Here is a 19,182-nt window from a genome sequence, read left to right on the forward strand (position 1 = left end):
GCGTTTCAGGGCACGCGGCGGGTCAGTAGCCCAGCCACAGCGATGGCAGCCCGGTCACCAGGGCCGGGAACACCGCCATCAGCAGGCAGGCCAGCAGGATCAGCGCGCAGAACGGGATCACCGCCCGGTACAGGTCCAGGGTCCCGACCTCCGGCGGGGCCACGCCCTTGAGGTAGAACAGCGCGTAGCCGAAGGGCGGGGTCAGGAAGGAGGTCTGCAGCACCACCGCCACCATCACCACGAACCACAGCGTGTCGACGCCCATGGCATCGATGATCGGCAGCATGATCGGGAAGCTCAGCAGCACGATGCCGGTCCAGTCGAGGAACATGCCCAGCACGAACACCAGCAGGAACATCAGGATCAAGGCCCCGGTGGTGCCGCCGGGCATCGCCAGCACCAGGTCGCTGATCACGTCCATGCCGCCGCCGATCGAGAACACCCCGGTGAAGGCGGTGGCGCCGACCAGCACGAACATCACCATGGTGGTGGTCTTGCCGGCCTCGATGAAGGTGCGATAACAGGTCGCGAGCTTGCGATCGCCGAAGATCAGGAACAGCACGAAGGCCAGCGTCACGCCGATCGCCGAGGCCTCGGTGGCGGTGGCGATGCCGGTGAACAGCGCGCCCAGCACGCCGAGGATCAGGCTCATCGGTGGCAGCACGTACTTGGCCAGCCGCACCGCCAGCTCGCCGGTGGAAAGGTCGGCGCGCTCCTCGGCGGCCACCGCGGGGCCGTAGCCGGGCTTGATGAAGCAGATCAGCAGCACGTAGCCGGCGTAGAGCGAGCCTAGCAGCAGGCCCGGCACCAGGGCGCCGGCGAACAGCGCCCCCACCGAGACCGGCGAGTAGCTGGCCATCAGGATCAGCATGATGCTCGGCGGGATCAGGATGCCGAGGCAACCGCTGGCCATGATCACCCCGGCGGACAGCCCCTTGTGGTAGCCGTACTTGAGCATCGGGGCCAGGGCGATCAGCCCCATCACCGCGATCGAGGCGCCGACGATGCCGGTCGTCGCGGCCAGCAGCACCGAGACGATGACCACGGTCAGCGCCAGGCCGCCGCGGACCCGCCCGAGCAGCAGCCGCATGCTCTCGAACATCCGCTCGGTGACGCCGGAATCGTTGAGGAAACGCGCCATGAGGATGAACAGCGGGATGGCCACCAGGACGTAGTTGTCCATCGCGCGGCCGTAGATGTTGTTGATGATGATGCCGAGCACCTGGGGGCCGGGGCCGAACCAGGCGCCGAGCACCGCGGTGCCGCCCAGCACGAAGGCCAGCGGGTGGCCCATGAACAGCCCCACCAGCAGGCCGCCGAACATGAACAGGGTGAGTATCTCCGGGCTCATGGGGCGTCCTCCGCTGACGACGGGGTGGCGGTCAGCTCACCGATGGCACGGATCACGATGGCGATGGCCTGCAGCAGCACCAGCACACCGGCGATGACCAGCACCGCCTTCACCGGATAGACCGGGATCGAGACGATGCCGTAGGTGGATTCACCACGGCTCCAGGAGCGCTCGAAGAAGCGCCACCCGTAGGTGATGAACATCAGGATGAAGGGGGTGAAGAACAGCAGGTAACCGGCGAGCTCGATCAGGGCTCGGCCGCGCCGCGAGAGCAGCCGCTTGAGCACGTCCACCTCGACGTGGACGTGGTGCCTGAGGCCATAGGCGGCCATCAGCATGAAGTGGCTGCCGAACAGCATGGTGGTGACATCGAAGGCCCAGTCGCTGGGCCGGCCGACGAAGAAGCGCATGGCGATGTCGTAGATCACCACGGCGGTGATGATCGCGATCAACGGGGCGATCAGGCGACCGAAGCCCTCGTTGAGGGCATCGATGGCCCGGGCGATGGCATGCATCCAGTAAGCCTCCTCGGCAAGACGAACGAGGCCGGCGGGCCGAGTGGCACCGCCGGCCGGCGAGTGGATCGGCGCGTGAACCTTACCGGTTCATGCAGGCCTCGATCTCTTCGAGGGGCGGCAGGTTGTCGGTGACTCGGCTCATGTTGAAGGGCACCGAGACATCACGCCACTGGGCGTAGTCCTGCAGGTAGCTGATCATCGAGTGATAGATCTTGGCGTGCATCGGGTCATCGCAGGCGCCCTTGACGATCACCTCGTTGGTGATGTCCTGGATCTCGGCCAGGTCTTCCTCGGACAGCTGGTTGATGGTGGTGCCATCCTCGAGGAACTTCGCGGTGCCTTCGGTGGACTGCTTCTCGGACCAGGCCAGCGACCAGGACATGGTCGCCTGGGCGGCGATCTTCAGGGTCTCCTGGGTCTCCTCGGAGAGCGCGTCCCAGGCGTCCTGATTGATCATCACCCCGAACACGCTGGCCGACTGATGCCAGCCGGGCGTCATCCAGTAGTCGGCGACCTCGGAGAAACCGGCCTTGTAGTCGACCCCGGGGGTCGAGAACTCGGCGCCATCGACCACGCCACGCTCGATGGCCTGATAGATCTCGCCGCCGGCCAGCGTCACCTGGGAGCCGCCGAGACGCTCCAGTACCCGACCCTGGTCGCGGCCGGAGAGGCGCAGGCGCTTGCCTTCCAGGTCGGCGAGGCTCTCGATGGGCGTGCCGCCGCGGAAGCCGGACTCGTTGTTGGTGATGCCGTAGGGCAGGTAGACCATGTTGTACTGGCCGTAGACCTCCTGGTAGAGCTCGAAGCCGCCCCACTGGGTGATCCAGTTCAGGTAGTCCACGCCGTTGAACAGGCTGGTGGTAGTGGCCAGCGGCGAGAAGGCCGGGCTGCGGCCGGCCCAGTAGCCCGGCCAGTCGCCGGCGGCCTGGATGCTGCCGGTCTCGGTGGCGTCGAAGACTTCGGTGCCGGGCATCAGGGTGCCGCCGGCGTAGAATTCGATGTTCAGCTCGTCGCCGGCCAGCTGGTTGACCAGCTCGGCCCAGTGGCGATCGATCTGGATCAGGTCGAGGTTGTCCGGCCAGGTGGTGGTCATGGTCCAGGATTCCTGGGCCTGGGCGGTGGTGCTCAGGCCGGCCAGGGCGATGCCGGCGGCGAGGCCGGTGAGGGCAAGGCGGGTCGATGTCATGGCGATTCTCTCCCGGGGGTTGTTCTGATTGTGGGGGATGAAAGCGGGGCACAAGGCTCGTGGTCGCCCGCACGATGGCACCCATGGCGTGGCGACCCTGAAAACACGCTAGCATGGGGCCCGGGGATCGGGAGAAGGCCTCCGAACGTCGAAGTAGCCGGCGGTCGGTTCGACGATGACCGTTTTTCCGCCCTAAAAGGCCTTGAATTTCAGCGCGATAAAGCGGAATGGCGAATGCTATGCTGCGACGCCGAAGGGAGGCCGGGCGTTGAAAGGGCGTCGTCCGCTTAGACCAAAGTTCAGCGATCGAAGAGGATACCGATGGAAGCTTGCGTGCCGGGCGAACTACTGGCCTGCCAGGAGCGCCTGATCGAGCGTCGCTGGCGAGGCCTGGTGTGGCTGACCGGCGGCGCCGAGGACGCCCGCGCGCGGGCCCTGGCGCTGTGGCGTGCCCGGGGCGGCCAGGCGCCGTTATGGGTCGGCCCCGAACCGCCCGAGGGGCTGGACGATGCGGCCTGGCTGCCCGCGGCCAAGGCCCGCACCCGGCTCGGCGGCGAGCACGACCTGATCGTCTTCGATGCCTGCTCGCCCGGGGCCGGGTTCGATCCTGACGCCTTCGGCGCGCTCTCCGGCACGCTGCGAGCCGGCGGGCTGCTGGTGCTGATGACCCCCGACGACTGGGGCGCGCGCCCCGACGACGACTACGCGCGGCTCGCCGCCCACCCCTGGGCGACCGAGGCACTCTCGTCGTACTACCTGGCGCGGCTGGCCCGCCTGCTGGAGGCGTCGCCGCAGACCCTGCGCTGGCCGCCCGCCGGCCCGCCGGTGATCCTCGAATGGTCGGAGGCCAGGGCGCCGCGGCCGGAGCCCGACGACCCGGAGGTGTTGACCGTCGATCAGGGCGAGGCGGTGGCGCGGCTGGTCAGGCTGCGTCGACGCCGGCCGCTGGTGCTCACCGCCGACCGTGGCCGCGGCAAGACCGCGGCGCTGGGCGTCGCCTGCGCCCGACTGCTGGCGCGGGGTGAGGGGGAGATCCTGGTCACCGCGCCGCGTCCGGCGGCGGTGGCCGGGCTCTTCGAGCGGCTCGCCGCGCTGCGGCCTCAAGGCCGGCGCCATGCCAATCGTTTCGAGGACCACGGCGGGCGAGTGGTCTTCCTGGCGCCCGACGAGCTGAGTGCCCGGGTCGAGCGCGGTGAGGCCGGCGGCGCCGGGGCCTGGCTGCTGGTCGACGAGGCCGCGGCGATCCCCGCCGGCCTGCTTGGCCGGTGGCTCGCGGCCTTCCCGCGCATCGCCTTCGCCACTACCGTGCATGGCTACGAGGGGGCCGGGCGCGGCTTCGCGCTGCGCTTTCGCGAGCGCCTGGATCGCCTCACCCCCGAATGGCGCGAGTTCCATCTGGCCGCGCCGATCCGCTGGGCCGAGGACGACCCGCTGGAGGCGCTGACCTCAAAGCTGCTGATGCTCGACGCCGAACCGGCGCCGCCGTCGGCCGCCGAAGTCGACTGGCGGCGTGAGTCGCCCGCATCGTTGGCCCGGGACGAGCCGCGGTTGCGGGCGCTGTTCGGCCTGCTGGTACAGGCCCATTACCGCACCACGCCGGGTGACCTGCGGCGCCTGCTGGATGGCCCCGATACGCGGCTCGCCACCCTGGGAGATGCCGCCGGCCCCGGCGCGGTGGCGGTGGTCGCCGACGAGGGCGGCTTCGACGCGGCGTTGGCCGAACGGGTGGCGCGGGGCGAGCGCCGCCCCCGTGGCCACCTGATGGCCCAGTCGCTGGCCGCCCATGCCGGCTCGCGGGAGGCGCTGACCGGCCGCCTGCGCCGGGTGCTGCGCATCGCCGTGCATCCGGCCGTGCGGCGCCAGGGGCTGGGTCGGCGGCTGCTGGAAGTCGAGCGTGCGGCGGCCCGCGAGGCGGGCATCGAGCTGCTGGGCGCGAGCTTCGGCGCCGAAGCCGGGCTGCTGGCCTTCTGGCGCTCCCAGGGCTTTCGCGTGGTGCGCCTCGGCCTGACCCGCGAGGCGGCCACCGGCGAGCATGCGGTGATGGTCGTGTCGCCCACCGATGATGCGGGTCTCGCCCTGGCCGAGCGGCTGGCGCGGCGCTTCCAGGCCCTGTTGCCCACGCTGTTGGCCTTCGAGCTGAAGACGCTCGATCCGTGGGTGGCGCTGGCGCTGCTGGCCGAGGACGAGCCTCGCCCGCTCGATGAGGCGGCGCGCCGCGATCTCGCCGACGTGGCCTACGGCCATCGCGAGGCGGCCTTGGTCCGGCCCGCCGTACAGGCGCTGATCGTCGCCGCCGCGAGGGGCGAGCACGACGAGACCCTGGCGGCGCTCGCCGCCTGGGCCTTCCAGGGCCGCGACACGGCCTGGCTGGCCGCCCGGCTGGGGCTCTCCGGCGGCAAGGCGGTGGATGCCTGGCGGCGCGAGGCGGTGGCGCGCCTGCTGGCCGGGCCGGCACTTTCCTCGTCGCGAGGCGAGGGGTAGAGTGCCCGGGTCATTGTCGATACAGAAGCCTCATGAACGCACATCTCGAGCAGCTCTCGCCGCACCCCCTGTGGCGGCACTTCCGCACCCTGTGCAACACACCACGCCCCTCCGGCCATGAGGCGGCCCTGGTGGCCATCCTCGAGGCCTGGGCCGACGACCGCGGCCTGACCCGCGACCGCGACGCCTACGGCAACCTGCGGCTGCGCAAGCCGGCGACGCCGGGCCTCGAGGCCGCGCCGGGCATCGTCCTGCAGGGCCATCTCGACATGGTGGCCCAGGCCAATGCCGAGCACCCCCATGACTTCACCCGCGACCCCATCGACACCGTCGTCGAGGACGGCTGGTTGCACGCCCGCCACACCACCCTGGGCGCCGACAACGGCCTGGGCGTGGCGGCGGCGTTGGCGGTGCTCGAGGACGATAGCCTGTCGCATGGCCCGCTGGAGGCGCTGTTCACCCTCGAGGAGGAGTCCTCCATGGGTGGGGCGTTGCAGCTGGCCGAAGGCTGGCTGGACGGGCGGCTGCTGCTCAACCTGGACTCCGAGGATCGCGGCCAGGTGTATATCGGCTGCGCCGGCGGGGCCGACGTGGAGGTCGATGCCCAGCTGCCGACCTCGCCGCTCGGCGACGACGAGACGGCGATGCGCCTCTCGCTGACCGGCCTGCGCGGCGGGCACTCCGGTATCGACATCGACAAGGGGCGGGGCAACGCCAACCGCCTGCTGGTGCGCATACTGCGCGACCTGGCGGCGCTCGATGCACGGCTGATCGATTATCGAGGCGGCACCCTGCGCAATGCCCTGCCACGCGAGGCCTTCGCCACCCTGGCGCTGCCCGCCGAGTCGGTCGATGCCGCCCGCGAGCGGCTGCCGGTCCTGGAGGCGACGCTGCGTGACGAGCTGGCCGGCGTCGACGATGGGCTGGCGCTGACCCTGGAACGCGTGCCGCCCCCCGAGGCACAGGCCTTGAGCGGCCATGCCAGTCGGCTGTTGATCGCCGCCCTGCATGCCGCGCCCTGTGGCGTCGAGCGCATGAGCGTGGCCGTGCCCGGGGTGGTGGAAACCTCCAACAACCTGGGCGTGGTGTCGCTGGAGGCGGGGCGTTTCCACCTCTGCGCGCTGGTGCGTTCGCTGCGTGACAGCGCCGTTCACGACCTCGCCGACCGCTTCCGCGCGCTGTTCGACCTGACCGGCGCCCGCACCCGGGTCGAGAATGCCTACCCGGGCTGGACGCCGGACCCCGAGAGCCCGCTGCTGGCCCGCTTCCGTGCGCTGCATGCGGCGCGGCTGGGCGTCGAGCCCGAGGTCAAGGTGATCCATGCCGGCCTGGAGTGTGGGATCCTCGGCGCCAAGTACCCGGACATGTCGATGATCTCCTTCGGGCCGCTGATCCGCGGCGCCCATTCGCCGGACGAGCGGGTCGAGCTGGCCTCGGTGGAGGAGTTCTGGGGGCTGCTGCGGGTGTTGATCGAGGACCTGGCGGTGCCGCCTCGCTGAGGGGGCTCTCGTCGGTCTCGAGGCTCGGGGGACGTCGACCGCGTTCACCACTCGCCGAGGCATTGCGGAGATGACCATGTTCGACTGGCAGGAGATGGCACGTCAGGGCGTTGCCTGGGGGCTCGCGGGTGGCCTGTTGGCGCTATGGGCCGTCGGCTGGGGCCTCACCCAGCGACGTCGACTGGGTGAGGCGCGTGGTGAGCTGGCCGAGCGCCAGGCGACGACCGCGCGGCTGGAGCAGGAGCTCACCCAGAGCGACGCCCAGCTCGACGGTTGCCGTGAGCGCCTGGAAGGCCTCGAGGCGGCGCTCGGCGAGGCCCGCGACCGGCTGTCCGAACAGCGTGAACGCTCGGCCCGGCTGGAGGCGGAACGTGAGCAGACGGCCTTGCGTCACCGCGAGCAGCTGGCGCTGCTGGAGGAGACCCGCGAGCGGCTCAAGGAGGAATTCCATCAGCTCGCCGGCCGGGTCTTCGAGGAGCGTCAGCAGGCCTACAGCGCGCAGAGCCGCGAGAGCCTGGAGACGCTGCTCCAGCCGTTTCGCGAGCAGGTCGAGCAGTTCCGTCAGCGGGTGGAAACGCTGCACGGCCAGGAACAGCGTGAGCGCGGCTCGCTCAAGGCCCAACTCGACCAGCTGGCCGGACTCAACGCGCGGCTCGGCGACGAGGCGGCGACGCTGGCCCGGGCGCTCAAGGGTGACCAGAAGGCCCAGGGCAACTGGGGCGAGCTGATCCTGGAAACGGTGCTGGAGCGTAGCGGCCTGCGCCGCGACATCGAGTATCGTCGCGAGGTGTCGATCGAGGGCGAGGCCGGCCGGCGGCGCCCCGACGCGATCATCTACCTGCCCGAGGACCGCCACCTGATCGTCGACGCCAAGGTCTCGCTGGTGGCCTGGAACCGGGTGGTCAACGCCGAGGATGAAGCCTCACGCGAGGCGGCCATGAGCGAACACCTGCGTTCGCTGCGCAGCCATGTGCGGGGGCTCTCGGCCAAGGACTACCCCGGCCTGCCGGGGCTGCATTCGCCGGACTTCGTGTTCCTGTTCGTGCCGGTGGAACCGGCCTTCGCGGCGGCCTTCGAGCGCGACCCGACGCTGTTTCAGGAGGCCTTCGACCGCCAGGTGGTGATGGTCACCCCGACCACGCTGCTGGCCAGCCTGCGCACCGTGGCGGGACTCTGGAGCCTGGAGCGCCAGAACGACAATGCCCGGCTGATCGGCGAGCGCGCCGAGCGGCTGCTGACCAAGTTCGGCGGCCTGGTGGAGAGCCTGCAGGAGGTGGGGCGCCACCTGGAGCGCGCCGGCGACAGCCACCGTCGCGCCGTCAACCGGCTCTCCGAGGGGCAGGGTAGCCTGGTGGCCCAGGCCCGCGAGCTGGAGCGGCTGGGCGTGCGCATGAAGAAGCCGCTGCCCGAGGAGCTGGTGCGTGCCGCCGAGGGAGACTCGGCGGACGACGCCCCCGAGGAAGCCGAGCACCGCTGAGCCTCGCCTCAATCACGAACGCCGCCCCGAGGGGCGGCGTTGCATTACCTGGCTTGGCCGGAGGGGCTCAGCCGAGGTAGGCGTTGAGCATCCACACGGTCTTTTCCTGCTCGCGGATGTAGTCGCCGACCTGTGCGGCGGTGCCTTCGTCGTCGGCGTCGGAGGCCAGCGAGAGGATCTCGCGCTGCAGCTCGAGCAGGTGCTGGTAGCCCTGGAGCACGCCACGCACACAGGCCGTGCCGTCGTGCACGTTCTTGTCTTCCTCGATGCTGGCGATCTTGAAGTAGTCGCTGTAGGCATGCACCGGGGTGTGGCCCAGGGTCAGGATGCGCTCGGCGACCTCGTCGACCTTGGCCAGCAGGTCGGTATAGAACTCCTCGAACTTCGCGTGCAGCTGGAAGAAGTCCTGGCCCTTCACGTTCCAGTGATAGCCGCGCACGTTCATGTAGAAGGTCTGGTAGTTGGCCAGCAGGACGTTGAGTCGTTCGGCGAGCTGGCTGGCGCTGCCTTCATGTAGACCGATGCTGTTGGTATCGCTCATGCGAGAGCCTCCTTGATCGTTGTGCCGCCCAGTGTAGGCGAGTGACACATGGGGGATAAGCGAATTTAGCGTATCGCCTTCATAGCCTTGTTGCATGATATCGAGGCGGCGTCGCCGTCTTTCAAGGGCTTTCAAGCGGTGTCGTGCGAGGAGCGAGGCGTCGGGGGCTGCTAGACTCGAGGCAATATGAGGAGATAACGGCATGTGGCGTTCATGGGGAATCATCCTGCTCGTGGGGTTAGCCGGCTGCCAGGCGTTGCCGTCGCGGCTGCCGGTGGCCGAGCCGCCGCCAGCCGAAGCGTGCCGTTGGGCACACGACGATGCGGCGTCGCCGGCCAACCTGGGCGGCGTGGTGGCGGTGCTGGAGAGCGAGGGCTTTGCGATTCGCCACACCGAGGTCGCGCTGGGGCTGGTCAGTGCCGAGCGTTCCCGGCGCACGGTCCTGCATGGCCTGCCCGAGCCGGATCGCTTCGGGCTGGGTGCCATTCGGGGGCGTGGCGGCGGCTTCGGCATGTTCGACGACGAGGCCACCGAGGTCGAGCGGGTTTCGGTGGCGGTCGGCGAGCGGACGGTCCGGGTGACTCGAGACCTGCGCCTGTTCGACTGGCGGGGAGAACCGCGTCGCTCGCGTACCGCCAGCGACGCCGCCTTCTGCCGCGCGCTGCGCGAGGCCATGCGACGGCAGGCGGAGGAGGGCGCATGAGACGCACCGGTCGAGGGTCAGGCGCGCTGGTCGTGCTACTCCTGCTGTGGCTTTCGGGCTGCGCCGTGACGCCGGCGCCGTCGGTGCCCGCCACGCGCACCCACGAGGCGGGGCCGGCGAGCGTGCTGGAGGCCTCGATGGCGCTGCTGATGGAGCGTGGCTATGTGATCCGTCATGCCGACGTCGCGCTGGGTCGGCTGGAGGCGGTCATCGCCCGCTGGCCCGGCTATCGTGTGCTGCTGGAGGTCGAGGCGGTCGAGGGCGAGAGCCGGCTGGCGATGCGTGCGTATCGCGGCTCGCGGCCGCTACCACCGAGGCTGGTCGAGCCGCTGCTGGCCGAGCTGAGCGAGCGCCTGGGCCACTAGGCAATGTCTGAAAACTGCCTGCGCTCGGCTATACCACGTTAAAAATCAGCTCGAAGTCCTCATTTAAGCTCCGGCTTCTCGCTGATTCGTGCCTTGTCTAGCCTTTGCTCGCCGACTGTTCAGACAACGCCTAGCGCCCCGTCTTACGAGCCGCGCAGCTCGTCGATGCCGTCGATCAACGCCAGCAGGCGGTCACGCATCGCCGCCAGGGCGTCGAGGTCGAAGGGCTCGGCCTGGCCTTGCCCCCAGACCGGTCCCGGCCAGGCGTCGTCGCCCTCGCGGCGTAGCACCACGTGCAGGTGCAGCTGCGGCACCATGTTGCCGAGGGTGGCGATGTTGAGCTTGTCGCCACCGAGGCTCTCCTTGAGGGCGCGGCCGACCAGGCTGGCTTCCCGCCATAGCCGTTGCTGGTCGGCGTCGTCGAGGTCGAACACCTCGACGACGTTGTGACGGCGCGGGATCAGCACCAGCCATGGATAGCGGGTATCGTCCATCAGCCGCAGTTGGCACAGCGGTAGTTCGGTGACCGGATGAGTGTCCTCGGTCAGGCGGGGATCCAGCGCGATATCCGTCATGGGGGCTCCTGGTGGCATCCGGTCGAGCGTGAAAGGGTATGATGGCACAGCGCGGCGCTCGGCGATGCCCCGGGCGCGTCACGGATCGGAAGGGATGCCATCATGACGCCGTTCGAGCTACTGACCCTGTTCGCCATCGGTGGGTTGGCCGGGTTCATCAACGTACTGTCGGCGGGGGGCTCGATGCTCACCCTGCCGCTTTTGATCTTCCTGGGGCTGCCGCCCCAGGCCGCCAATGGCACCAACCGGGTGTCGGTGGTCCTGCAGAGCGTCTCGGCGGTGTTCCACTTCTTCCGCGCCGGGGCGCATCACCTGGGGCTGAGCCTGCGCCTGGCGGTGCCGGCGATGCTGGGCAGCCTGCTCGGGGTGTATCTGGCGCTCGAGGTGAGTGAGGCGCTTTTCGAGACGCTGCTGATCACGGTCATGGCGTTGTCGGCGTTACTGATGCTGTTGCCGCAGCCACGGCTCGAGACGCGCCCGCTGAGCGCGGAGCGGCTCACCCCGACGGTCTACCTGGCGATGTTCTGCATCGGCGTCTACGGCGGCTTCATTCAGGTCGGGGTCGGCATCCTGTTCATCGTGGTGCTCTATCGCCTGCTCAAGGTCGACCTGGCCCAGGTGAACGTCTTCAAGGTACTGGTCGTGCTGGTCTACACGCTGCCGGCGCTGGCGGTGTTCGTGTTCGAGGGGCAGGTGCGCTGGGGCTACGGCCTGGCCCTGGCTGCCGGCAGCATGACCGGGGCCTGGTTGGCGGTGAAGGTCAATGTGAGTCCCAAGGGGGCGCTGTGGGTGAAGTGGCTGACCGTGGCGGTGATCGTGGCGATCATGCTGCGTCTGCTATTGACCTGAAAAGGGGATGGCTCAACGCACAGGTTTTGCTAGATTGAACCGGCACAGACGGTTTTTCACGACCCTTGGAAAGGAGCCCCCATGAAACGGACCCTTCTGCTCTCGATCGCCGCCCTCTTCACCCTCTCCCTGCTCGCCGGCTGCAATACCGTGCGCGGCGTGGGCCAGGACATCGAACAGGGCGGTGAGGCCATCCAGCAGTCTTCCGCGTAAGGCGTCACTCGGCGCCGTGCTCGAGCTGGGCACGGCGCTCCTCTTCCTCGGCCTGCTTGCGCCGTGTCTTGCGCATCTCGGCCTTCTCGAAGCGCAGCTTCTGGGCGTCGGTTTCCAGTGTCAGCTTCGGTACCAGCCCCGGCTTGCCCTGCTGGTCGACCGCCACCATGGTCAGGTAACAGCTGTTGGTGTGGCGGATCACCTTGTTCTGGATGTCCTCGGCCACCACCTTGATGCCGATCTCCATGGAGGAACGGCCGACGTGGTTGACGCAGGCCAGGAAGGTCACCAGCTCACCGACATGGATCGGCTGTTTGAACAGCACCTGATCCACCGACAGGGTCACCACGTAGTGCCCGGAATAGCGGCTGGCACAGGCGTAGGCCACCTCGTCGAGCTTCTTGAGGATGGCGCCGCCGTGCACCTTGCCACTGAAGTTAGCCATGTCGGGGGTCATCAGCACGGTCATGGTCAATTCATGCTGGCCGGAAAGGGCGTGTTCGTCCATCGAGGTGAGGTCCTTATGCGCGATTGTCCCCCATAGCATAACGCCTTGCCCCCGCGATGGGGACAAGGCGTGTTCGCAGGACGGAGTGGCGCCCCGACATCGCTGGGCGTCGCGAGGCCGGGCGTCGCCGGGGGGAGGCCGACGGGCCGCGTGGCCTAGAGCCAGGTCAGGCCCGCGGCGATGATGATGCCGGTGAGCAGCAGTTGAACCAGGCAGAAGCCCATGATGTCCTTGGCCTTGAGCCCGGCGATGCCGAGCACCGGCAGGGCCCAGAACGGCTGCAGCAGGTTGGTCCAGGCATCGCCCCAGGCCACGGCCATGGCGACCCGTGGCACGTCGACGCCTAGCGCCTCGGCGGCGGGTAGCATCACCGGCGCCTGCACCGCCCACTGGCCGCCGCCGGAAGGCACGAAGACGTTGACGATGCCGGCGCTGATGAAGGTCCAGAACGGCAGGGTGGTCTCGGTGGCCAGCGAGATCAGCGCCTGAGAGAGCGTCTCGGCCAGCCCCGACTGCACCATGATGGCCATGATGCCGGCATAGAAGGGGAACTGGATGACGATGCCGGCGCCGCCCTTGATCGCCTCGTGCAGGCTTTCCAGCAGGCTGCGCGGCGTGCGGTGCAGCACGATGGCCAGGAACAGGAACAGGAAGTTGACCACGTTGAGGTTGAGCCCGCCGCCCTGCAGCACGAAGTGGTCGACCAGGAACAACAGCCCCGGGATGCCGACCAGCCAGGCTAGGGTCATGCTGTTCTCGAGGCGCTCCGCGGGGCGATTGATGCGCACGCGTGTGTCGTCGTCTTCCTCGAGCAGGCTCGGGTCGATGTACACGCTGTCCTTCTCGTCGGGCAGCATCAGGCGGTTGAACAGCGGCACGGCGACGAACAGCGCCAGCACGATCAGCAGGTTGAACAGCGAGAAGATGGTCTCGGAGGTGCCGATCACGCCGATCTGCTCGACGCTGAAGTGACCCTCGGTGGCGATGGTCAACGGTACCGACCCGGCCAGGCCGCCGTGCCAGACGATGAAGCCCGAGTAGGCGCTGGCCACCAGCAATCGGTAGTCGACGCGGATCTGCTTGGCGAGTTCCTTGGCGAACAGCGCCCCCACCACCAGGCCGAAGCCCCAGTTGACCCAGCTGGCGGCCAGCGATACCAGGGTGACCAGCACGATGGCCGCGCCGGGGTTATGGGCCAGGCCGGCCAGGCGCCGCAGCAGGCGCTTGACGGGCGGCGAGCTGGCCAGCATGTAGCCGGTGACCAGCACCAAGAGCATCTGCATCGAGAAGGTCAGCAGGTTCCAGAAGCCGTCGCCCCAGAAGCGCAGCACCGCCAGCGGCGTCTGACGCTCCACGGCGATGGCCGCCGCCGCGGCGATCACGGTCAACAGCAACACGAAGATATAAGGGTCGGGCAGGTAGCGTTCGACCAGTTTGACGGCCGGGCGCGAGATTACCTTCAGCATGGTGACATCCCTTTACGCTGGTGGAGGGAGGGCCGCAGCGGCGGCCGGGAGAGCAAGCCTCGGGGCAAACGAGGTCAGCGTAAAGCCGAAAAGTCGGCAAATGCGACGAATGTCTAAGTTTTTCGTCCGGCCCGCGTGTGTGGCGGTCGTGACGGTAGAAGCGATGGGCGGCGATCAATATCCCCCGAACGCACCACGCTGAATCGGGGGAAGGGCGACCGGCGACCGTCAGGCGTCGTGACCTGACCCGCGCGTGCGGCGATAGTGATGGCAGAAATAGCGGCGATCAGCCCCCCCGGGGCGCACCACGATGAACCGGGCGACCGGCGACCGGCGACCGGCGACCGTCAGGCGTCGTGACCTGACCAGCGCGTGCGTCGATAGTGATGGTAGTAGGCAATCAGTACCCCCGAGCGCACCGCCGTGAACAGGGTGAAGGCCAGCCACAAGCCATGGTTGCCGAGCCCACGCGTCAGCCACCAGGCGGGCAGATAGACCGCCAGGGCGATGAAGATGCTGTTGCGCATCTCGCGGGTGGAGGTGGTGCCGATGAAGACGCCGTCCAGCAGGTAGCTCCAGACCGCGATCAGCGGCATGGCGACCATCCACGGCAGGTAGGTGGCGGCGGTGTCGCGCACCTCCGCAAGCCCGGTGAGTAGGGCGATCAGCCACGGCCCGCCCAGCGCGAAGGCCAGGGCGGCGAGCCCGGCGGTGAGCAGCGAGAAGCGCGCCGCGGCACGGACCGAGGCGGCGAACTCGCCCCAGTGCCCGCGCCCCACCGCGCGGCCGGTCAGCGCCTCGGTGGCATGGGCGAAGCCATCCAGGCCATAGGAGGTCAGCATGATGAACTGCAACAGCACGGCGTTGGCCGCCAGCACGGTATCGCCCTGGGCGGCTCCCTGCGAGGTGAAGAAGGCCATGGCAAATAGCAATCCCAGGGTGCGCACGAAGAGATGGGCATTGATCCGGAACAGCTCGCCGTAGGCCGATAGCCGCAGCAGACGCGAGCGGCGCAAGTGCCCCCCGAGAACCGTGAGCTGGTGGCGTACCCGCCACAGGCCGTAGGTCAGCGCCGTGTAGTCGGCGATCACCGTGGCCCAGGCCACGCCGTCGCTGGTCATCCCCAGGCCGACCACGAACAGCAGGTCCAGGGCGATGTTGACGCCGTTGGTCAGCACCAGCAGCGCCAGGGTCACCCGTGAGTTCTGCTGGCCCAGGAACCAGCCGAGAATGGCGTAGTTGGCCAGTACCGCCGGGGCCGAGAGCAACCGGGTGCCGGCGTATTCCGCGGCCAGGGCAGTGGCCTCGGGGCTGCCGTCGAGCAGTTTGAGGCCGAGCGCGATCAGCGGGTCGCCGGCCAGGATCAAGAACCCGCCGATCACCGCGGCCAGCAACAGTGACTGGCCGAGCAGGGTCTTCACCGCCTCGTCGTCTTCGCGGCCTGCCGCCTGGGAGGTCAGCCCGGTGGTGCCCATGCGCAGAAAGCCGAAGCCCCAGTAGAGGAAGCCGAACAGCGTGGCGCCGAGGGTCACCGCGGCCAGATAGCGGGAATCCGGCAGGTGGCCGACCACGGCGGTATCGACCAGGCCGAGCAGCGGTACGGTGATGTTGGAGAGGATGATCGGCCAGGCCAGCGCCCAGATGCGTTGTGAGGGCTGGGCGGTCGTGGCGGGGGTGGTCGCGGTCACGTCGGCTCCGGTTCGGGGGCACCGCCGGCAGGGTGGCCGTCGGCCTCATCGTGGCAAGAGGGGCATGGCAACGCCCCGAGGGCAGGGCGAGCTCGCCCCGCCCTCGGGGGCGGCTCATCGAGATGTGGCGGCACTAGTGTGGCAGCGGTCAGGCGGCGGTGATGCGCTGATACTTCTCCATCAGCTGATCCTTGCTCTCTTCGCGTTCGGGATCGAGCGGGATGCAGTCCACCGGGCAGACCTGTTGGCACTGTGGCTCGTCGTAGTGGCCGACGCACTCGGTGCACAGGCCGGGGTCGATGATGTAGATCTCTTCCCCTGGCGAGATGGCGTCGTTGGGGCATTCGGGTTCGCAGACGTCGCAGTTGATGCACTCGTCGGTGATCATCAGGGCCATGGGTACCTCACGGAAATCGTGGCCGGCGGGCTCGGGCATCATGCCCGCGCCCCCTGGTCAGGTATGGTAATGGCGCTGCAGCGCCTCGGCGACCTCGGGATGCACGTGCTTGGAGACGTCGCCGCCGAGCCGGGTGATCTCGCGCACCAGGCTGGAGGAGATATACGAATTCTCCACTTCCGGTGTCAGGAAGACCGTCTCGAGGTCGGGCATCTGGGCGCGGTTCATGTTGGCCAGTTGCAGCTCGTACTCGAAGTCGGAGACTGCCCGCAGCCCGCGCAGCAACACGCGGGCCTGTTGCTGGTGCATGAAGTCGGTCATCAGCCCCGAGAACCCCATCACCTCGACGTTCTGGAGGTCGGCCACGACCGTGCGGGCCAGCGCGAGCCGCACGTCGAGCGCAAGCGTCGGCCCCTTGCCGGGGCTGGTGGCGATGGCGACCACCACCTTGTCGAACAGCCGCGAGGCGCGTTCGATCAGGTCGAAGTGGCCATTGGTGATGGGGTCGAAGGTACCGGGGTAGACGGCGACGTTCATCACGTTTCTCCGTCGTTGAGGCGACCGAAGGGGTTGTGTGCGGCCAGCGACACCGGCTGGGCGTAGCCGGGAATGCGGATGCTGTCCGCCGCGACCTCGAGCTCGGGGCCCTCCAGCACGCCTTCGCCGAAGCGGTAGCGAGGCTGGAAGCGGCCGTGGTCGGCCTCGTGGCGGTAGTCGGCGGCGGCTTGGCGAGTGGCCTCGCGACGACTGCGCCACTCGTGCATCGCGCTCTCGCCGTGCCGGGCGGCCATCAGCCGCTCGGTGACGTCGGGGGAGAGCACCACGCCGGTGGCGTTGTTGCCGCCGAAGCCCTTGGCGTTGATGAAGGACGCATCCGCCGAGAAGCGCAGCGGTTCCTGGAACAGCCGGAGACGCTCGGCGTGGAGATCGTCGGGCGCCGGCTGGGTGGGGTCCAGGGTGGGGATGCCCGGCAGCAGGCCGTGGGCGAAGCTGCCCAGGGCGCTGGCCAGCTGATCGCCGGCGGCGCTGCCCTGGGCGTGGCCGACGTAGGCCTTGACCGCGACCACCGGCCAGTCCTCGATGCCGTGCGCCTGGGCGACCGTGTCGAAGACGTGGGACTCGGTCTCGCGGTTCTTCGGCGTGCTGGTGCCGTGGGCGTGCAGGAAGGTGCGTTCGCGCAGGGCGGTCTCGCCGAGCATGTCGCGGACCAGCGAGGCGGCCTTGCCGAGGGTGATGTAGTTGCCGATGCCGGGCGCCGAGATCGAGCGCTTCCAGCCGTCGGCGTTGACGAAGACGTCGGGCACGCTGCCCAGCACCTCGGCGCCGACCTCCAGGGCCAGGGCGTCGTCCATCAGCATCACGAACTGGCTGGATTCGCCCATGGTGAAGCCGCAGTTGCGGGCGAACGGACGGCAGGCGCGCTGATAGTCCCGATCGCCGAGCAGCTCCAAGGCGTCCAGCGCCTTGAGGCTCTCGTCATCGGCCAGGGCCCCCATGGTGCGGAAGCCCTCGATGATCTCGGGGGTGATGGGCGCGTCGGCGGTGCCGACCATCACCACCCGGCGGCGCCCGGCGCGGATGTCGTCGACGCCCAGGCGCAGGTTGTAGAGGAAGCTGGCGCAGGCGCCGAGCGCCGCGCCGGTGCTGCCCACGCTGCCGAGCACATAGGCGTTGAGGAAGTCGGCGGGCATCTGGCCGTAGCCCAGCGGCATCTGCTTGGAGGTGGCGCGCTTGCCGGTGGCGAAGCTCTTGAGCAGCCCTCCCCAGCCGTTATCGTCGAGCTGGCCGATGGAGTTGCCGGCATAGACGGCGACCTGATCGGGGTCGAGCCGGTCATGCAGCGACTGCCAGGCCAGGCCGCTGTCACCGAGACAGTCGCTGGCGGCGAAGATGGCCATCGACAGGCCCCGCGGGTGATGCACGCTGCGGTAGAGCTGGCCGGGTTCGAAGCCGGAGGGCAGCTGGCCGGCGGCGCGCACCTGGGCCGGGCGGTTCTCGGGCAGCATCACGTCCATTTCACCGGCCGGCACCGTGACGTCCAGATGGCGGCGATCGACCTCGACCACCTGCCAGCTGGGCGGCAGGCTGTCAGGCAACTGGCGGCGGCGGACCCGGAAGGTCATCGGCGCCTCGAGATCGAGGCTGGCACGACGATTGGCGGGCAGCCCTTCGGCGTTGAACCGTGGGTCCTCGTTGCGACGCACCAGGGTATGGTCGAGCACCCACTGGCGTGTCTGCTCGATGATGGCCGCGGCATCGAGGGGATGGCCGTCGGCGTCGTGCCAGGCATCGTCCGCCTGGGCGCTGGCGAGGCGCATCATGGCCGCCAGACCGAGCAGGGTCTGGGCTTGGACGTCGTTGGGCAAGGCGTCGAGCACGGTGCGGCGAAACGCCTGATGCCCCGAGGCTCGGCCGGCGGGGTTGACGCCGCCCATGCCCACGATCACCGGTAAATGTGACAAGCCGGGTTCCTCGTAGTGCGGTTGATATATGGGCTGCTATTGTCCTTTTGGCTAAAGATCATAGCACCCGGTCCGGTGCGGCGTCATGCGGGGCATGGCGGGGCTTCCCATGGGCTGGCCGAAAGGCCGCACAATCGACGTGCGAGCCCGCCCATGACTGGTAGAATGCGCGGCTTCCGAAGCTCCGATCGATCACCCTCATGTCCGAATCTTCCCGCGTCATCACCTCCAACCAGCCCGGTCCGCATCATGACCTGGCGCGCCGTGTCGAACGTGCCCTGACTCACCCGCTGCGCAAGCCGCTGGCCGAGCACACCCGCCAGGCCTTCGCCGCGGCCGACGCCTGGCGGGCGGCGCGGGCCGAGGCGCCGCTGATCCTGGATGCCGGCTGCGGCGTGGGGTTATCGACGCGGCGGCTGGCCGAGGCCCATCCTGACTGTGTGGTGATCGGTGTGGATCGCAGCGCCGATCGATTGTCCCGCGAGCATGGCGAGTTGCCCGGCAACGCCCGGCTGGTACGTGCCGACCTGGTGGACTTCTGGCGGCTGGCGTTGACGGCGGGCTGGCGACCGGTGCGCCATTATCTGCTCTACCCCAATCCCTACCCCAAGGCGGCACACCTCAAGATGCGTTGGCAGGGGCATCCGGTATTCCCGACCATCCTGGCGCTGGGCGGGCGCCTGGAGCTGCGCTCCAACTGGAGGCTGTATGTCGAGGAGTTCGCGCTGGCGGTCGAGCAGGCGGCCGGCCGCGCCGCGCCGGTGATGGCCCATGAGCCCGAGGGCGACTTCCTGACCCATTTCGAGCGTAAGTATCACCTGAGTGGCCAGCCGCTGTGGCGGCTAGTGGCCGAGCTGCCGCATCGCCCCGAGCTGTTGCCGAGCGCCTGACGGGGCGCCATGC

At 68.9% G+C, this 19,182-nt stretch carries 19 protein-coding genes; 8 read left to right on the forward strand and 11 right to left on the reverse strand.

Translation table 11 applies throughout. The annotated features are described in order from the left end of the window. Positions 1 to 22: 22 nt before the first annotated feature. From ETC07_RS13360 to dctP, 3 genes are all read right to left on the reverse strand, one after another. Positions 23 to 1,351: a TRAP transporter large permease gene (locus ETC07_RS13360; RefSeq protein WP_136249019.1), complete on the reverse strand. Its 1,329-nt coding sequence runs from the start codon at positions 1,349 to 1,351 to the stop codon at positions 23 to 25. Next, positions 1,348 to 1,866: a TRAP transporter small permease subunit gene (locus tag ETC07_RS13365; protein ID WP_136249020.1), complete on the reverse strand. Its 519-nt coding sequence runs from the start codon at positions 1,864 to 1,866 to the stop codon at positions 1,348 to 1,350. Before ETC07_RS13365 ends, ETC07_RS13360 begins: the two co-directional genes overlap by 4 nt. Before the next feature lie 82 nt (positions 1,867 to 1,948). Beyond that, the gene (gene dctP, locus ETC07_RS13370) at positions 1,949 to 3,055 is read right to left on the reverse strand and encodes a TRAP transporter substrate-binding protein DctP (RefSeq protein WP_136249021.1); all 1,107 of its coding nucleotides are present in this window, start codon (positions 3,053 to 3,055) and stop codon (positions 1,949 to 1,951) included. 321 nt (positions 3,056 to 3,376) lie between these two features. On the opposite strand from dctP, the gene ETC07_RS13375 reads away from it, so the two are divergent. From ETC07_RS13375 to ETC07_RS13385, 3 genes are all read left to right on the forward strand, one after another. Beyond that, positions 3,377 to 5,536, forward strand: coding sequence for a tRNA(Met) cytidine acetyltransferase TmcA (locus ETC07_RS13375; protein ID WP_136249022.1), 2,160 nt, complete (start codon positions 3,377 to 3,379; stop codon positions 5,534 to 5,536). Positions 5,537 to 5,568: 32 nt separating this feature from the next. Then, positions 5,569 to 7,035 (forward strand): aminoacyl-histidine dipeptidase, encoded by a 1,467-nt coding sequence (locus tag ETC07_RS13380; RefSeq protein ID WP_136249023.1) that lies wholly within the window; start codon positions 5,569 to 5,571, stop codon positions 7,033 to 7,035. Positions 7,036 to 7,111: 76 nt separating this feature from the next. Further along, entirely contained in the window at positions 7,112 to 8,512 is a 1,401-nt protein-coding gene (locus tag ETC07_RS13385) for a DNA recombination protein RmuC (protein ID WP_136249024.1), read from the forward strand. A gap of 67 nt (positions 8,513 to 8,579) precedes the next feature. On the opposite strand, the gene ETC07_RS13390 is transcribed toward ETC07_RS13385, so the two are convergent. Continuing rightward, positions 8,580 to 9,053 (reverse strand): Dps family protein, encoded by a 474-nt coding sequence (locus tag ETC07_RS13390; RefSeq protein ID WP_136249025.1) that lies wholly within the window; start codon positions 9,051 to 9,053, stop codon positions 8,580 to 8,582. A gap of 202 nt (positions 9,054 to 9,255) precedes the next feature. Between ETC07_RS13390 and ETC07_RS13395 the strand changes: the two genes are divergently transcribed. Both ETC07_RS13395 and ETC07_RS13400 read left to right on the forward strand, forming a co-directional pair. Next, positions 9,256 to 9,756 (forward strand): hypothetical protein, encoded by a 501-nt coding sequence (locus ETC07_RS13395; protein WP_136249026.1) that lies wholly within the window; start codon positions 9,256 to 9,258, stop codon positions 9,754 to 9,756. After that, positions 9,753 to 10,121, forward strand: coding sequence for a hypothetical protein (locus ETC07_RS13400; protein WP_136249027.1), 369 nt, complete (start codon positions 9,753 to 9,755; stop codon positions 10,119 to 10,121). The genes ETC07_RS13395 and ETC07_RS13400 overlap by 4 nt, the downstream gene beginning before the upstream one ends. Positions 10,122 to 10,264: 143 nt before the next feature. Here the strand turns inward: ETC07_RS13400 and ETC07_RS13405 are convergent, their stop codons facing one another. Further along, positions 10,265 to 10,696, reverse strand: coding sequence for an HIT domain-containing protein (locus ETC07_RS13405; RefSeq protein ID WP_136249028.1), 432 nt, complete (start codon positions 10,694 to 10,696; stop codon positions 10,265 to 10,267). A 102-nt stretch (positions 10,697 to 10,798) separates the two neighbouring features. Here ETC07_RS13405 and ETC07_RS13410 point away from each other — a divergent pair, with 102 nt between their 5' ends. After that, the gene (locus tag ETC07_RS13410; protein WP_136249029.1) at positions 10,799 to 11,545 is read left to right on the forward strand and encodes a sulfite exporter TauE/SafE family protein; all 747 of its coding nucleotides are present in this window, start codon (positions 10,799 to 10,801) and stop codon (positions 11,543 to 11,545) included. Positions 11,546 to 11,626: 81 nt separating this feature from the next. Further along, positions 11,627 to 11,758 carry an entericidin A/B family lipoprotein gene (locus ETC07_RS13415; RefSeq protein ID WP_136249030.1) on the forward strand — a complete coding sequence of 44 codons (132 nt, stop codon included), beginning with the start codon at positions 11,627 to 11,629 and terminating at the stop codon, positions 11,756 to 11,758. Between the two features lie 4 nt (positions 11,759 to 11,762). On the opposite strand, the gene ETC07_RS13420 is transcribed toward ETC07_RS13415, so the two are convergent. The 6 genes from ETC07_RS13420 to ETC07_RS13445 all read right to left on the reverse strand — a co-directional run bounded on the left by ETC07_RS13420 (position 11,763) and on the right by ETC07_RS13445 (position 18,252). After that, positions 11,763 to 12,266, reverse strand: coding sequence for an acyl-CoA thioesterase (locus tag ETC07_RS13420; protein WP_136249031.1), 504 nt, complete (start codon positions 12,264 to 12,266; stop codon positions 11,763 to 11,765). A 155-nt stretch (positions 12,267 to 12,421) separates the two neighbouring features. Continuing rightward, positions 12,422 to 13,732, reverse strand: a complete 1,311-nt coding sequence (locus ETC07_RS13425) for a short-chain fatty acid transporter (protein WP_136249032.1) — start codon at positions 13,730 to 13,732, stop codon at positions 12,422 to 12,424. A gap of 347 nt (positions 13,733 to 14,079) precedes the next feature. Then, complete coding sequence (locus ETC07_RS13430) at positions 14,080 to 15,420, reverse strand: MATE family efflux transporter (protein WP_136249033.1); 1,341 nt, start codon at positions 15,418 to 15,420, stop codon at positions 14,080 to 14,082. A 148-nt stretch (positions 15,421 to 15,568) separates the two neighbouring features. Beyond that, complete coding sequence (locus tag ETC07_RS13435; protein ID WP_136249053.1) at positions 15,569 to 15,817, reverse strand: YfhL family 4Fe-4S dicluster ferredoxin; 249 nt, start codon at positions 15,815 to 15,817, stop codon at positions 15,569 to 15,571. 57 nt (positions 15,818 to 15,874) lie between these two features. Then, positions 15,875 to 16,354: a pantetheine-phosphate adenylyltransferase gene (gene coaD / locus ETC07_RS13440; RefSeq protein ID WP_136249034.1), complete on the reverse strand. Its 480-nt coding sequence runs from the start codon at positions 16,352 to 16,354 to the stop codon at positions 15,875 to 15,877. After that, complete coding sequence (locus ETC07_RS13445) at positions 16,354 to 18,252, reverse strand: beta-ketoacyl synthase (protein ID WP_136249054.1); 1,899 nt, start codon at positions 18,250 to 18,252, stop codon at positions 16,354 to 16,356. Before ETC07_RS13445 ends, coaD begins: the two co-directional genes overlap by 1 nt. Positions 18,253 to 18,479: 227 nt before the next feature. Here ETC07_RS13445 and trmB point away from each other — a divergent pair, with 227 nt between their 5' ends. After that, complete coding sequence (gene trmB, locus ETC07_RS13450; protein ID WP_136249035.1) at positions 18,480 to 19,169, forward strand: tRNA (guanine(46)-N(7))-methyltransferase TrmB; 690 nt, start codon at positions 18,480 to 18,482, stop codon at positions 19,167 to 19,169. Positions 19,170 to 19,182: the final 13 nt, after the last annotated feature.

The organism is Halomonas borealis (assembly GCF_004798905.1).
Lineage (GTDB): Bacteria > Pseudomonadota > Gammaproteobacteria > Pseudomonadales > Halomonadaceae > Halomonas > Halomonas borealis.

Excerpts from the sequence above, each read along its gene's own strand:
- ETC07_RS13405 (WP_136249028.1), bottom strand. The coding sequence starts at position 10,696 with ATGACGGATATCGCGCTGGATCCCCGCCTGACCGAGGACACTCATCCG.
- ETC07_RS13395 (WP_136249026.1), top strand. The coding sequence starts at position 9,256 with ATGTGGCGTTCATGGGGAATCATCCTGCTCGTGGGGTTAGCCGGCTGC.
- ETC07_RS13365 (WP_136249020.1), bottom strand. The coding sequence starts at position 1,866 with ATGCATGCCATCGCCCGGGCCATCGATGCCCTCAACGAGGGCTTCGGT.
- ETC07_RS13360 (WP_136249019.1), bottom strand. The coding sequence starts at position 1,351 with ATGAGCCCGGAGATACTCACCCTGTTCATGTTCGGCGGCCTGCTGGTG.
- trmB (WP_136249035.1), top strand. The coding sequence starts at position 18,480 with ATGTCCGAATCTTCCCGCGTCATCACCTCCAACCAGCCCGGTCCGCAT.
- ETC07_RS13410 (WP_136249029.1), top strand. The coding sequence starts at position 10,799 with ATGACGCCGTTCGAGCTACTGACCCTGTTCGCCATCGGTGGGTTGGCC.
- coaD (WP_136249034.1), bottom strand. The coding sequence starts at position 16,354 with ATGAACGTCGCCGTCTACCCCGGTACCTTCGACCCCATCACCAATGGC.
- ETC07_RS13375 (WP_136249022.1), top strand. The coding sequence starts at position 3,377 with ATGGAAGCTTGCGTGCCGGGCGAACTACTGGCCTGCCAGGAGCGCCTG.
- ETC07_RS13425 (WP_136249032.1), bottom strand. The coding sequence starts at position 13,732 with ATGCTGAAGGTAATCTCGCGCCCGGCCGTCAAACTGGTCGAACGCTAC.
- ETC07_RS13390 (WP_136249025.1), bottom strand. The coding sequence starts at position 9,053 with ATGAGCGATACCAACAGCATCGGTCTACATGAAGGCAGCGCCAGCCAG.
- ETC07_RS13415 (WP_136249030.1), top strand. The coding sequence starts at position 11,627 with ATGAAACGGACCCTTCTGCTCTCGATCGCCGCCCTCTTCACCCTCTCC.
- dctP (WP_136249021.1), bottom strand. The coding sequence starts at position 3,055 with ATGACATCGACCCGCCTTGCCCTCACCGGCCTCGCCGCCGGCATCGCC.
- ETC07_RS13420 (WP_136249031.1), bottom strand. The coding sequence starts at position 12,266 with ATGGACGAACACGCCCTTTCCGGCCAGCATGAATTGACCATGACCGTG.
- ETC07_RS13435 (WP_136249053.1), bottom strand. The coding sequence starts at position 15,817 with ATGGCCCTGATGATCACCGACGAGTGCATCAACTGCGACGTCTGCGAA.
- ETC07_RS13445 (WP_136249054.1), bottom strand. The coding sequence starts at position 18,252 with ATGGGCGGCGTCAACCCCGCCGGCCGAGCCTCGGGGCATCAGGCGTTT.
- ETC07_RS13400 (WP_136249027.1), top strand. The coding sequence starts at position 9,753 with ATGAGACGCACCGGTCGAGGGTCAGGCGCGCTGGTCGTGCTACTCCTG.
- ETC07_RS13380 (WP_136249023.1), top strand. The coding sequence starts at position 5,569 with ATGAACGCACATCTCGAGCAGCTCTCGCCGCACCCCCTGTGGCGGCAC.
- ETC07_RS13385 (WP_136249024.1), top strand. The coding sequence starts at position 7,112 with ATGTTCGACTGGCAGGAGATGGCACGTCAGGGCGTTGCCTGGGGGCTC.